We start from the raw sequence: 14,135 nt of genomic DNA on the forward strand, positions 1-14,135 counted from the left end.
TTTGAACCTTATTTCGAGTTGTGAATCACAATGCCGTTTCCGTGCATTGCTGAACGTGTCATAACTTGCTTATCGATTGAACAGGAACGCCGGACTGTTAATTAAAGCCCAGGCAAGGTCCTGTGCTGTCGTCAGGCGGCTATTCTTTAATTGTTGTTCGCTGAGCGAAACCGCACGTTTCAAACGAGCAAACTTCGGGTCTTCCGGTTGCGGTTTCTTGCGGTCATCGAGTTCACTTTGAATCGCAACTCGTTGCGGATCTGGTCGGATGGGCAAGTTTGCAGCCACGAGGGCTTTCTTGCGTTTTTGCAGTTCAGAATCCTGCTCATTGAAGTAAGTGAGAAGACCGGCTTTTTCTTCATCGGTCCGTTCTTCAAGAGGTTTGTTCACGACTTCAACGAGAATTCTTGGGTTTCCAAAATTGACGGGAACCATTGCATCGGTCACAGAGACCCGGAATTTCCCGATCGTGTGAGTGTTGTCCTGATATCGCTGAGACATCGTGAGGTGCAGAACAATCTCCTCGTCAAAGGTCAGCGGAGTTTCCAGCTCGAAAGTGGCGGTATGGTTCTCGCCGGTTTTCGGTGAAAGTGCCCAACCATTTCCAGCAGTCGGCTGCTTTCCATCGATGGCACTTGCGACTGAGTATCCACCCTGTGAGAAGTCTGCTTGTGCATTCTTCAACTTGAGTGTCTGCTTCTGATCCGGTTTCCCGACAGGCCAAGCCTGGACAGTCAGTTCTGAAAGGACGAAGTTCCCGCCTGCTGCTCTTCCGGGTCCACGTTTTGGAAGTCGATCGTCGGTGAGGGCTTCGAGCTTCAGGCCTGTAAGCGTTTTGAGAACTGTTTTCCCGGAGATCAGGTAATTCCCTTTCTTATTGTTCGGTCCGGATGCGAAAACAGAGAGATCATCCTGCGCTTCGAGCTTGGCACCTGTCGTCGTTTTCAGATTCGTGAACTCCACCGCTGCCCAAGGAGTTCCGGAAGCCTCAACGGTTTTCTCCCATTCCTTGATTCGCTCTGGAGCTGTGGCAAGATGATCATCAATTGCTTTTTGAGCAGCTGCGATTTTCTTTTCGCGGGCTTTTGCTGCTGCTTCGTTAGCCGGCTTGGAATCTTCAATATACTTTGCCAACTTCGCTTCGGCAGCTTTGATACTGGCCTGCCGTTTCGCTTCTTTCTCAGCAACAATCGGGGCGATTTCTGCGCTGTATTTTTCAAACTCTGCGACAAGTTTCTGGTGACCGGACTGTAGCGACTTGTAAACTTCCAGCGTCGCATCAATCTCGCGATCAGTCGCTGACCGGTTGAGGATTCTCATGAACAGCTGGTCGACAAGTTGCCGATCATCCGAGACAGTTTCAACCAGCTTGGCGATGGCGTTTCCTTCCTGGGAAATCGCTGAGTTGACGGTTGGCCCATTCATGAGCGCCATCACAGGGCCTAGCTGAAGATCGGAGGATCGTTCACATTCGCACGCAGATTCACGGACCGGACGTCCCAGATTCGCGAGAAATCCATCTTTGAGCTCGATCCCTGAATCCGGAATCGCTGCGGCACGAGTCCCTTCCGGAACTCCCGGAATCTGCATTTTCGCTCCCGTAACGGTATAGACTGAATCGTAAAGGACTTCAGCTGGGAGACGCTTGAGAACAGCGTGTGAGTAGTTCGTATTATCGTCCTGATTCCATTCGTTGGTGGCAACACTCAATTGATAAGCCCGCGATTTACAAATGGTCTTCATGAGTTCCTGAACGTTGAATCCACTCTCGACGAAGCCGTTTGTCAGGTGGTCGAGCAACTCGGGATTTGAAGCCGGGTTGCCGGCTCGAATATCATCGAGAGGTTCGATGAGTCCGATTCCCATCAGATATCCCCAAACTCGATTCACGTAGGAACGAGCGAAGTAATCGTTCTCAGCAGAGGTGATCCACTTCGCAAGATTCTCGCGTCGCGACGCATCTTTCGGCAATTCGAGTTCACGATCATACGGAACATTCGGGGCTGTGACAGCCTGTGTTCGATCGTGAATCACATCACCTTCAGTTTTGTCGAAGACCACTTCCCAAAGAGGTTTTGCTCCTTCAACAGCTGTTCCGCCAAGATTTCCGGCAGCGTTTTCAGGGTCACGTTTCAGACCGACTTGAGCAAAGAAAGCAGCTGTCTCGTAGTACTGGTCCTGCGTCCATCTTTCGAACGGATGGTCGTGGCATTTATTACAGTTGAACCGCACACCCAAAAACAGGTGAGTCGTGTTCTCCATAATCTCGGTCGGTTCACGTAAAATCTTGTAGTACGAAGCAGCGGGGTTCACTTTGTTTGAACCGGAAGCAGTGAGAATCTCGTAGGAAAATTGATCGTACGGAACGTTGTTCTTCACACGTTCACGAATCCAGGCACGGAAGTTCTTCGCTCCCTCAACCCCAAGAAACTTGCGGTTCACTTGAAGAAGATCAGCCCATTTATTTGTCCAGTAATCAACAAAGGCTTCAGACCCGACAAGTTGATCCACTAGGGCATCACGTTTTTGCCGCGTTGGAGATTGGTCAGCAAGGAACGTTTCAAGCTGTTCTGTACTGGGCGGAAGTCCTGTCAGATCGAGAAACACTCGGCGAACAAACTCTTCATCGGTGCAAAGCCCCGATGGTGCGATCTTCATTCGCTGCCATTTTTCAGCGACAAACTTGTCCGCTTCTGTCCAGGTTTCAGGTTCTTCCCAAACGAAGCCAGCACGGTCTCCCATAGCTGTCAGCGTTGTTGCAGCATAGGCCCCTTCGAAGCGTGCCAGGATCGGGGCTTCGCCGCGCCGAATTGCCGTAACGACTCCAACGCGATTGACGTCAGCAACTTCGGTGTTACTGCTCTCGATGTAAGCTTCCCGAGTGACGTCCTTCGATGATCCATCAACATACGTCGCGATGACTCGGAACTGTTGACGTCCGCCAAGGTCTTGAATGACCGGATTCTCTGGTTGCAGTGAAATGGAAGCAACTTTCGGATCAGTGACATCAAGCTGACACCCTTCTGAAATCCATTTGCGAATGATTTCATAGTACGGTTCGCCCGGGGTAGTGAGTTGCCCACCAACATGTGGGACTGCGCCGGATGATTTCAAGAGCATTAAACTGTTGTCGGGCGAAGCGACATTCGTTCTGCGTGATTTCAGATCGTCAGTAAAAGCACGTACATCATAAAGTGGATCGTACCCTCGCAACGAGAGTTTGAACCCGTTCTTTCCATCTTTCGCACCGTGACAGGTTCCCTGATTGCAACCGAGTCGGGAAAGGACTGGATTGACATCCTGTACAAAGCTGGTTTTCGTAGAGGCATCGGACGCAGCGACAGTGACAGGAACTTTGACAGACTCTTCTCCGAGTGAGATAACAACTTCACTTTGTCCCGGTGCATGAAACAAGACTCTCCCCAACGGAGAGACCGTCACCGCTTCGCCGTTAACTTGAATCGTTGACATGCGAGTGACATCAACACGGTCACCGGAATCCAGAATTCCAGTGACGAGAAGCTGAACGTAGTCATACTTTCCACTCAATGTCACAGAGCTCGGAGCGACTTCAAGCGATTCAAGGATGGTCCCCGTTGGGAGGGACTCTTCCCCAATCAGTGCATCATCTCCTTGAACTGTGGCGATTTCGCGGGAGGCATCGGCATCATTCGCGTCGATCTCGACCGGTGAAATGGTTTTTGTCACCTCACCGTTTTCAGTATTGATGAATCGAAGCAATCCATCTCCCCCGGCAGCGATCACTGATTTTCCATCCGCACTGAAGGCAACAGCGAAAACGCCGGTGGGGATTTCAGTTTGCGTAGCGATCTCTGTCCCGGCTGTCACATAATCTTCGAGTGTTTTCTTCTGTTCCGGAGTTTGAGCTTGCGTTCGCGTTTCGACAATCTTCCTAATTTCATCCGGCAAACCTGGATTAAAATCAGCTGCGTATGTAAAGACCTGACCACGACCGTTGAGGCTCGATCCAGCGGCGATCTTCTTTCCGCCTGGAGAATACGCAACGGAGAAAATACGACCCTTCATTTCGGGATATCGACGGATCAGGTTTGCGTTGTCACCGATGACTCGCTTCGTGAGCCGATTCATGCGGTAGATCCCGGGGACTCCATCAGACCCGCCGACGAGGACTTCGTCACGCTCAGGGTGACCTGCTAAGGCGGAGAGTCCTCCTTTCAGAGCACCCGGAGTAATGGAAGTGACATTATCAATGAAGCGTTCCGTTTCGACCTGATAAAGTTTGGTCGACATATCTCGACCAACAGAGACAATTTGAGAACCATCCGCAGAGAAGACGGTATTAAGCGGCCAGTCGCTGTGAGCTCCGTTGAAGAAGACTTGCTCGCCGGTCGTCGTATCAAACCCTCGAACGATGTTGTCACTACACCCGACAGCGACCATTTTCCCATCTGGCGACCAACTTGCCCCGTAAACGGTATCGAAGGAAATCGGAATTGAGAGTTCCAGTTTCTGATCCTCGACGGACCAGATTTGAATTTCACCCGTTCGTGCTGGCAGACCCCCAGCGACAGCCAGTCGCTTTCCGTCCGCGGAGAAGGCGACCGATTCAATTTGTTCCGAAAGGCCGATCAGTCGCCCAAGTAATTTTTCTCCATCGCCGGAGCGAAGCAAGACTTCGTGAAAGCCTGCCACTGCCAGAATGGACCCATCCGGAGAGATGTCGATCGAGGTCACAACCGGTGGACGTGTGTAAACTGGCGGATGGTCTTTGTCGTAGACAGCTCTGGTTCTTTTAGGAGAATCGTCTTTTGCTCCTTGCTCGATCCAGGTTCGAATCAGTTCAATTTCATGCTTCGATAATGCTTTCTTTCCCTTTGGCATCGCTGCCTCACCATCGACGGGAGTAATCTGATCGATCAGGTAACTCTTGTCTGGCTTGCCGGGTTGAATAGCACTCTCGCCACTCTCTCCAGCTTTCAGGACATCGGAAAACGATGTCACCAAGTACCCACCGCCAGCTTTCGCCGATTGATGGCAGCCCTGACAGTTCGCCTGGAAGATCGGACGAATCTGTTCGTGGTAGCTGACTTCACGAGCCCCCTGCGCGACGGCAGTGGAGATCCCGGTGGAGAGAGTGAAAAAACAGAGGCAAAAAGAAGCGAGCTGATGCAGGTTGGGAGTCATGGAAATTGGGTTCCGTAACTGGATCGAAGGTCAGCAGAACAACTCAAAGTAGAAAATGCTCAAACCGAAAATGATGGCAGGAAAATTGAAATCAGCTGTGGTTGGTGAGATCACTCAGGTGTCGGTCCCACTGATTTCTGAACAAGCGATATCCGCTTACGAATGAAACAGTGATCAATGCGACGAAAGAGGTGGGCAACGTTGAGAACCTTATCCCCAAGCCTGCGTCATGAAGGATTTTCTCTCTGCTTCAGCATCCGAGCACTTGAATTCGAACGCTCTCGCCTTGAGAAAATTTTTCAGGACGTAAACTTCTGGATGAGGACTCGTCAGGTAGGAGTTGCTTACCCTGAGTTCCAAATCACATGGATAAATCAAGTGTCATTGACCTATCCAGACTTGTTTATACTTCTTGGAGCTCCGAAATGCAAGAACTGATTTCATGGATCACGTGATCCGGTGCTTCCGCTCACTGGTGAACTTCAAAATGCCAATCCCACCCCTCCGAAACCATCCAGCTGTGAACGCAAGATCTCTCCGAGGAAAGTGCTCTTCAACAGACTTCCGGACGACGAGCCTCCGGTGACATGTCACACAATCGTATGGACTTAGAACATCTTTCGAATTGGTGCTCAGATTCTGCCTCGTGGCGAGCAGCAATTTTATTAGAGAAACGCGTTCCTCACGGACAAACACACGGGCACGCGATAGAGCAAACTGCTCTAGAACTGATCCTGATACTTGAAACTGCTCTCTCAAGCTTTGAGGAAAGCGACTGTTCCAGAGGTTTTCGGACTGTTTCTAATAAGTTCGATCAGATTTGATTTGAACTATTCAAATTCATTGATATTATGATTTTCACGTTGAGATTCGTCAAAAACATTAAAGATGAAACTCATGGATCGAACGCCGGAGGCGATTTGATCCGGATGACTCAGTAAATATTCTCCAAAACTCAGGATCACTACGAAGCGATAGCAATACTGCTGAAGTGATTGTCTTCCACTGGAACTCACTGGTCCAGATATAGAATGGGCCATGTTCAGAACAGTCGTTTGTGCAATGCTTGCTAGTGCAAAGAAACCTGAGATCATCAACTTGAACGCTAACGAACTCTGGCGATTCTGTTTTCGCCAGAAACCCTGAAACCGTAGGATTGTCATCCAAGGAGGAACAGGCAAATGGAATTCACTAATCAAGTCACCGCGCAGAAAGAGACTGCAGCAATGATCGCCTTTGGGCGTCTCTTCGACCTGGAACGAAAGATCAACGCCAAAACTTCTGGGCGGATCAAAGAGTTACAAGTTGAATCAACCGGGGATTCAATCATCATCTCGGGATCAACGACGACCTACTATTCTAAGCAATTGGCGACTCAACTCACCCTCGATGAGTTCGGTGAGCTCATTTTAGAAAACGAAATCGACGTTTCATAAGTGTAACTGACGGTCCACAAAGATGGACAAAGAAAGCTGCTGAATTCGTAGTCATTCAGTGAAATGACGAGCGTTCATGCAAGTTTTGCGAGAACATATTCTACTGAATTGCCTCCGCGACGTCTTAGAATCGCAGCACGTTTCAATTCAGTTCCGAGAGAACACTGGCTGCATGATCCCGATTCAAGTTTCCTTACTACCATCACTTTCAACTCTTGTTGACTCCGGTCAGATTACCGAAAACAATTCGGGCGATGTGATGCCAGTCGCGGTGATGATTGACATCTTGCGGGCGTCGACAACGATTGTCCACGCTCTTGCGAACGGAGCCTCTGCCATTCTCCCTTGTTCCTCCGTTGAACAAGCACATGAACTGGCACACGAACCGGCGAGCTCACAAAACGCCCCCAAACGCCTACTTGGCGGAGAGAGACATTGTCAGAAGATCGAAGGATTCGATCTCGACAATTCTCCATTTTCTTACACGCCTGAACTCGTACAAGATCGAGAGATCATCTTTACAACGACCAACGGAACCATTGCGTTGGAACATTGTCGATCAGCAAGCATGATTCTGGTCGGTGCTTTCGTCAACTTGAGTTCTCTCATTGATGCTCTAGTGGAATGTGGTCGCCCTGTGCATCTCATGTGTGCTGGAACCGATCGTCAATTGACAGCTGAAGACATTTTGTTTGCAGGGGCGGTCTGTGATCGACTGCTGAGTCGACCTGCATCGGAATTCGAAATTGCCGACGTTCAATCACAACTAGCACTCGACTTCTATAGAACGCGCGGGCTGAAACGACCAGACTTTGAAAAAACAATGCTGGAAAGTCTGGGAGCCGCGAACTTACTCAGGCTCGGCCTCGAAGCTGATGTTCAGCGAGCAATGCAAGTCGACCTCTTCAAACTCGTCCCGGTATGGAACCCAGCGACGAATCGAATTGCTGCCCTTCCGTAACGTGAGGGTCTCTTCACAGCTGGTCTGCAGTGCATTTCGAATTCGCGATCCCGTTCTGCCTCGTGGAGAGCAGCGTGCAAAGCTGCAAACCCGATCTTCACGGGCCCAAAGGCACCGAAGATGCTCGAAGAATCATCAAGCGTTGGTGACCCCGTTCTGCCTCGTGGAGAACAGCGTGCAAAGCTGCATAGCCGATCTTCACGGGCCCCAAAGGCATCGAAGATGCTCGAAGAAACACCAAGCGTTGGTGACCCCGTCCTGCCTCGTGGAGAACAGCGTGCATAGCTGCATAACCGATCTTCACGGGCCCAAAAAGCATCGAAGATGCTTAGAAGATTACGATGGTTGAGGCGAAGAATCCTTCGCGGCGAAGGGCAGGGGTGTCGGACCAGTTTTTGATACTACGGAGTTCGAGATACTGTCGCGCGGTCAGCTTCCGGCGATAGGTCATTCCGATGCCAAATGTGGCGTCGGCGCTGACCTCTTCATATGCAATCTCCGGGATCAGAGATTCATCCTGGTTATGACGAAACAGCTGAACTCCAAGGGCTGCTCCGATACGCTTTTGCGGAGGAGCACCGGCAGCCAGGTTCAGTAATGGGTTCACTGTAAACGCATTTCGCAGTCGATCAAAATTTCCGCCAGCGATCGTCGTCCAGTCCTCGCTGGCGTAAAACGCATTGAAGTAGGTAACTGTACTTTCGATGCCAGTCAGGCATTCGAACTTGTGGCTGGGGACGCGCGTGTACGCTGTCTCGACCACTTGTAAGTTGCCATTTCCGACGGATGAATCATCTGCGAAGCGGTACATCGTCCGTCCAGAGACCGAGAGAGTCCCAAAGAATTTTGTTGCACTTGCAGCCAAGTAGTTCGTTGAGAACTCAACGTCCCGGCTACGATTGAGATGCGCATAGGTCGCTTCAATGAAGGTGTGCCGATAATCCGCAGAGAGGTGGACTCCGAGGACATCCGAAGAGTTCGGAAGGGAATCAACCTGGTCCAACGCATAGAACGCCTGAACATTCAGGTTGCTGAAGGGGAGCGACGTGAAAGTGTTTTTCCCGAGAACAATCCCGGTGATTTCGTCATTCATCAACAGTCCGTTCTGGAGTCGGAACGGGAAACGCCCCACGGTAAAGTTGACATCAAGCTGATGCCGGTCGTCATTTCGCCATGGGCCGAAGAGGCTTTGAAGTTCTCCCTCGAACCACCAGCGCATGGGGACTTCAGTTGAGTTGTCGATGTAATGCTGCGGGTCGTTCAACTGCCAGAATGATCCGCCAGAGTTCTCTTCACCGAGCGGCCGAAACTGGACGTGGAATCTTTCGGTGCCTGTCAGCTGAAAATCAATATCCAAAAGAAGTTGATGTCCGATCCCGTCGCGGCGAGTGTTGTTCTGTTCAAAAAGAGCCCCGAAAATTTCATACGAACCATGCAACACAATGCGTGGCTCAAGCATATTTGGATCACATCCGAACCAACTCAAATCTGGATGCCAGCAAACCATCCCGGGACCGAGATAGTCATTCGGTCGCGAGCAGAGCGGTTTCGGCTCGATCCACCATTCTGGCAAACGTAAAATCTCTCCCGCATGATGATCCTGAACATGCAACTGTGGCCCGGAGAGATCACTTGGCTCATAGAGATACGAACCTCCATGGTGGTAGAGTTCTTCCTCCAGCGGGGGCAACTCAACCAACACACCATTTTCGAAGTAGCTGATCGGTTCATCAGTCTCGACGCCTTGGACAGGAGACGGTGGAACATTAAGAGTCGCGAAGCCGGCAGGTTCCTCTGCGCAGACGGGTAGCGCTGCTCTGAGCAAGAGCACAACTGCGATCAATCTTGTGGTCGTCGGGTGCATAGAGGATCAGGCGAACTGGACACTTTCAGAGTCCAGAAAATTGTTGGACGATATTTTTCACTGCTGTGTCGTTGAAGATGCTTATCAGGAAACGGAACAGACGATTCTGTCATTCGACCAGAATGACACACTGATACTCATCGATTACGACTGTCTCGATGAGGTGTTTCAAGTGTGAGATTCCAATTTTGTCGAACAGTGCGGGAGGCAAATTTCGATAGTTCAGGCGGACCAGCAAACGGTACTGGCCAGCTTGATCCGGGAGCTTGACTGGGTAGGACTGGCCGACTGTCTGCAGTGGCGGCAGGCTTCCCTTGGCGATCCGAAAAACGGATGGCCTCCCAAATGATTGTGCAGGTTCATCGACTGGACGAATCACGTTAATGGGGCGGATATCACGGTTCACCGGAATGATGACTGACCGTTCTGTTCCCTGTGTTGTGAGGACGGTGAATTTGCTCTGAAAATTCAGGAGATGCTTATCCCGTGCGAGCAACCCAGCTTCCACTGCATGACTGTGCTCATCTCGGAGGTCGCGGTTGTCGTCAAAATCTCCCGATGCAAAAACTTGCTTGCCGTATGGGTCGACAAGTCGGACTTCAACCCAGACCTGTCTTTCCGCCGTGAATCCCGTGGGGAAATTATGCCCAGCTGTCGTACTGGTAACATCGACGTGAATTTTCATCTTGTCGCGTGGACTGGCTCGATAGGGATGGTCGACACTGATCTTGGCTGCGTTTTTGAGTAACGTGTAACGCTCGTTTCTGGCCTTGGCGAGTTGCTGACGATTCTTGATCCTCAAGAGCGTGAGCGTCTCTTTTTGATGCGGTGTGAGATTCTTCGTGTCCCGGTAATCCTTCTCGTACATCCAGTCGAGTTTCTCCGGAAACTCGGTATCCGGGAGCAGCGAATAGTCTGGCCCGGAAAACGTATGGCTCGAAAGCGGACGATCTGGAAGCAAGGATGGATCGACTCCTGGAACGACTGCGATCTTCCCGAAAGGCCTCTCCCACGATTTAACCGGAACGCCGGGAATCGGTCCCATATGACAATCCTGACACGACGTTCCTTCTTTGGCAGCCGGGCTGTTTTGCCATTCACTAAAGGCTTCTTCGAGTCGAACACCTTGCGGGCTGGTCACATCATGACAAGACCCGCAGAATGATGATTTCGTCAACTGGTTAGAGCTCGCTGCGTCATGAACCGAGCCATCTGGATTAACTGGATCACTGAACGGACCATAAGTGCAGCCATCATTCACGAGTCCGGGAGTGACGGGCAAACGGCCGCTTGCTTTGTAGAACGGCTTTTCAAGTCGATGGCAAACAACACAAGTCACCCCTTCCATCGAAATCCGCGAGCGATGAACATTTCGCATCGAAGCATTCTCGCCGATGGAAACTCCGATCGGTGTATGGCAGCGCGTACAAAACGTTCCGATGGTTCCGCCGGTCCGTTCAATCATCGTGAGAGTGAACGCTTCGAACACTGGTGAGTGTTGAGCGTAGGCGTGCATTGATCGAGACCATTCATCGTACTGGCGAGGATGGCACTGGGCACACTCTTTCGCAGAAACGAAATCCGTCTCAAGCAACGGACGCGTGTTGCAGTGGTCCGGCAACACGTAATCAAGGGCTCCGTTTTTGATCCAGCGGTACAGTGTATCCAGTTGACTGGCGGTCAGGTAATCCTCTTTCTTGTCCGGCGGCATATAGGGAGATTCAGGAGCGTCTGAGTTTGGATCAAAATTGTGATTCCAGTTGACGTACTGCCAGAGAGGAGACGCTTCCGGGTTCCCGGGGATCACGACAGGTGTGTCGGAATGAGGCGTCAAACCCATTAGAGATTCGTAAGTCGAGAAATCGTGCTGATCGGTATTCGGGCGATGACAGCCATTGCACTTCTTTCGAATCACCCAGTGAACTTCCAGCCAATCCTTGTTGAGTGGATGGGTATCCTGCCGGACGATGGGATTCGCAGCGATGACTGTGTTTTCACCCGTTTGCTCCCCCGGAAACAGGAAAGAAACGACGAGCAGAAGAAGAACGGGAGTTCCCCAAAGATATCGCCGCCATGGCGCACCTTTCACGGATGACGATCTACTCTCGTCCGTGATTGCAGCATCAACCTCAAGGCATATTTGCCTTGTCGAATGACGGGCGTCCATGCCCTTTCCCCCCCAAGCACTTTCAATGTCTCTATAAGTTCGCTTCTCCAGGTTCGGCAGATTCTGCTAAACCGGTAGCGCAGCCCATGCAGGCTTAACATTACATCGGATGAAAAGCGTGTGCAGGTCCAACAAGTTCGTTGTGAAGACTCATTCAGACAACAAGTTTGAAGCTTTTCCAAGGGAAAGAGCGCCTCTGACAGTCTGATTTCCTCCAATCATCACCTGAGCAGACATGAGGATGGCTCAAGAGGATTTTTCTGAGGCAAGCTGGAAATCTCGGTGGACTTGGCGACTGCAGCCAGATTCATCAGAATGTGAGTCTGCAAAACAGAAACTTTTTCAACAACTTGAAAAGGCTGAAGCCTTGCAGAGAGCCTCCAGCATGAATGGAAGCTTCACATTGAACCTGTCAACGTGAGCCGAACTCGTTAGAACTGATCCTGAAACTTGAAATTGCTCTCTCAATCATTGAGGAAAACGGGTATTCCAGAGGTTTCCGGACTGGTTTTAGCAAGTTGGCTTGTTGTTCTTGAAGCCAGAAAGAGAACTATGTCGCTCCGTGCATCTCTATTGTCGGTTGTTGCTCTCATATTCGCATCAGCGTTCAGCTCGCAGCTTCAAGCTGCCCCGCCCAATGTGGTGCTGATCATCTCTGATGATCAGGCGTGGGGGGATTACGGTTTTATGGGGCACTCAGAAATCCAGACTCCCCATCTCGACAAACTCGCTGCCGAGTCGTTGACGTTTCAGCGTGGCTACGTTCCTGACAGTTTGTGTCGACCTTCTCTGACAACCATCGTCACCGGTCGATATCCGCATCAGCATGGAATCGTGGGTAACGATCCTCCTCCTCCAGCTGATCTGGTCGGCGCGGCAAAGCGACAAATCGTCCGAGATCCCCGATATCTGGAGATTCGGAATCGTTACATCGAACACATCGATGATGAAACAACGCTGGCAGACTTTCTGCATGAGAATCTCGGATACATTTCGCATCAGTCCGGGAAGTGGTGGGAAGGACACTATTCCCGTGGTGGGTTCACTCATGGCATGACGCATGGAGATCGCACCAAAGGAGGCCGACATGGTGACGACGGCTTGAAGATTGGACGCACAGGAATGAAGCCAGTCTTTGATTTCATCGATACTGCCGTTGAAGAAGAAAAGCCGTTCTTCGTTTATTACGCACCGTTCCTGCCTCACACTCCTCACAATCCTCCAGCAAGACTCCTCAACAAATACAAAGATAAGACTCCGCATTTGCCGATTGCGAAATACTGGGCGATGTGCGAATGGTTCGACGAAACGTGTGGGCAGTTGCTTGATCACCTCGATGAAAAGAACGTCGGCGACGACACGATTGTGCTTTACGTTTGCGATAATGGCTGGATCAATGAAGAGAATGCCAGTCGTTATGCACCGCGATCAAAACGTTCTCAATACGATGGGGGAACGCGAACCCCAATCATGATTCGCTGGAGAAATCACGTTGAGCCAAAAATGGACACGACTCATCTTGCCAGTTCGATTGATCTGGTCCCCACAGCTCTGGCTGCTGTCGGAATCGACATCCCGAAGGATCTCCCCGGAATTAACTTGCTAGATTCCAAAGCTGTCGCAGATCGCAAAGCGATCTTTGGCGAAATTCTGGAGCACGACATTCAACACATGACGGACCCAGTCGCCAGCTTGCGATTTCGCTGGGTGATCGAAGGAGACTGGAAGTGCATCGTCCCTCACCCCGGTCGTGAACCCGATGCGAAGACCGAACTCTTCAATATCACCAAAGACCCGCATGAGAAAAATGACCTCGCAGCGGACATGCCTGAAAAAGTTGCTCAGCTGACAAAGAAAATCAACCAGTGGTGGAAAGTGGATTGATTTCACGAGCGACTCATCTACATTCGCAACTCACGTTCACCTTCTTGCTGAAAATAAATTGATGACTATGTCTGGATCGAAACAGGCTCCTGATACCGAGAGCGGTGAACAGGCGGGGGAGTCGTTGACTCCTCTGACACACTTTGATGAATCAGGAGCCAGCAGAATGGTCGATGTCGGCGGGAAGCCGGTGACGAGTCGCATGGCGCGGGCTGAAGCGACGGTTGTCATGCAACCGGAGACGCTCGAACTCATCCAGAATCGGAAATTCGCCAAAGGGGATGTTCTGGAGGTCGCTCGACTCGCTGGAATTATGGCGACCAAACGAACGGATGAACTGATTCCGTTGTGTCACTCTTTGGGGCTCGATGCAGCGAGTCTTGAATTTGAACCTCTTGATGCATCACGAATTCGGATCGAAGCGAGCGTCAGTGTTCAAGGTCGAACGGGAGTCGAAATGGAAGCGATGACAGCCGTTTCTATTGCTGCTCTCACGATTTACGACATGTGCAAGTCTGTTGATCGGTCGATGGAAATTACGAATCTTCGACTCATTGAAAAAAGTGGCGGAAAAAGTGGGCATTTCCTTCGTGAATAACTTTCGCTAATAACGGATAAAGCTCGTACGTCGCTTGCCCCACCGTTGAAGATTGGGCA

General features: G+C 50.8%; 8 protein-coding genes. 5 read left to right on the plus strand and 3 right to left on the minus strand.

What is annotated here, in order from left to right:
* Positions 1–69: 69 nt before the first annotated feature.
* Complete coding sequence (locus Mal48_RS20560) at positions 70–5,166, minus strand: DUF1549 domain-containing protein (protein ID WP_145204200.1); 5,097 nt, start codon at positions 5,164–5,166, stop codon at positions 70–72.
* Between the two features lie 1,181 nt (positions 5,167–6,347).
* On the opposite strand from Mal48_RS20560, the gene Mal48_RS20565 reads away from it, so the two are divergent.
* From Mal48_RS20565 to Mal48_RS23430, 3 genes are all read left to right on the plus strand, one after another.
* Entirely contained in the window at positions 6,348–6,602 is a 255-nt protein-coding gene (locus tag Mal48_RS20565) for a hypothetical protein (RefSeq protein WP_145204202.1), read from the plus strand.
* A gap of 76 nt (positions 6,603–6,678) precedes the next feature.
* Positions 6,679–7,563 carry a 2-phosphosulfolactate phosphatase gene (locus Mal48_RS20570; RefSeq protein ID WP_145204205.1) on the plus strand — a complete coding sequence of 295 codons (885 nt, stop codon included), beginning with the start codon at positions 6,679–6,681 and terminating at the stop codon, positions 7,561–7,563.
* A gap of 120 nt (positions 7,564–7,683) precedes the next feature.
* The gene (locus Mal48_RS23430) at positions 7,684–7,848 is read left to right on the plus strand and encodes a hypothetical protein (RefSeq protein WP_197441870.1); all 165 of its coding nucleotides are present in this window, start codon (positions 7,684–7,686) and stop codon (positions 7,846–7,848) included.
* 43 nt (positions 7,849–7,891) lie between these two features.
* Here the strand turns inward: Mal48_RS23430 and Mal48_RS20575 are convergent, their stop codons facing one another.
* Both Mal48_RS20575 and Mal48_RS20580 read right to left on the minus strand, forming a co-directional pair.
* Positions 7,892–9,427 carry a hypothetical protein gene (locus tag Mal48_RS20575; protein WP_145204208.1) on the minus strand — a complete coding sequence of 512 codons (1,536 nt, stop codon included), beginning with the start codon at positions 9,425–9,427 and terminating at the stop codon, positions 7,892–7,894.
* 109 nt (positions 9,428–9,536) lie between these two features.
* The gene (locus Mal48_RS20580; protein ID WP_197441871.1) at positions 9,537–11,516 is read right to left on the minus strand and encodes a multiheme c-type cytochrome; all 1,980 of its coding nucleotides are present in this window, start codon (positions 11,514–11,516) and stop codon (positions 9,537–9,539) included.
* Between the two features lie 630 nt (positions 11,517–12,146).
* On the opposite strand from Mal48_RS20580, the gene Mal48_RS20585 reads away from it, so the two are divergent.
* Both Mal48_RS20585 and moaC read left to right on the plus strand, forming a co-directional pair.
* Positions 12,147–13,478 (plus strand): sulfatase family protein, encoded by a 1,332-nt coding sequence (locus tag Mal48_RS20585; RefSeq protein WP_145204214.1) that lies wholly within the window; start codon positions 12,147–12,149, stop codon positions 13,476–13,478.
* Between the two features lie 124 nt (positions 13,479–13,602).
* Positions 13,603–14,076 carry a cyclic pyranopterin monophosphate synthase MoaC gene (gene moaC / locus Mal48_RS20590; protein WP_197442322.1) on the plus strand — a complete coding sequence of 158 codons (474 nt, stop codon included), beginning with the start codon at positions 13,603–13,605 and terminating at the stop codon, positions 14,074–14,076.
* Positions 14,077–14,135: the final 59 nt, after the last annotated feature.

Origin of the sequence: Thalassoglobus polymorphus, from assembly GCF_007744255.1 — a bacterium.
GTDB classification, from domain to species: domain Bacteria; phylum Planctomycetota; class Planctomycetia; order Planctomycetales; family Planctomycetaceae; genus Thalassoglobus; species Thalassoglobus polymorphus.

Bases quoted from the DNA above. Each gene is read 5' to 3' on its own strand.
- Mal48_RS20560 (WP_145204200.1), bottom strand. From the start codon at position 5,166: ATGACTCCCAACCTGCATCAGCTCGCTTCTTTTTGCCTCTGTTTTTTC.
- Mal48_RS20565 (WP_145204202.1), top strand. From the start codon at position 6,348: ATGGAATTCACTAATCAAGTCACCGCGCAGAAAGAGACTGCAGCAATG.
- Mal48_RS20570 (WP_145204205.1), top strand. From the start codon at position 6,679: ATGCAAGTTTTGCGAGAACATATTCTACTGAATTGCCTCCGCGACGTC.
- Mal48_RS23430 (WP_197441870.1), top strand. From the start codon at position 7,684: ATGCTCGAAGAATCATCAAGCGTTGGTGACCCCGTTCTGCCTCGTGGA.
- Mal48_RS20575 (WP_145204208.1), bottom strand. From the start codon at position 9,427: ATGCACCCGACGACCACAAGATTGATCGCAGTTGTGCTCTTGCTCAGA.
- Mal48_RS20585 (WP_145204214.1), top strand. From the start codon at position 12,147: ATGTCGCTCCGTGCATCTCTATTGTCGGTTGTTGCTCTCATATTCGCA.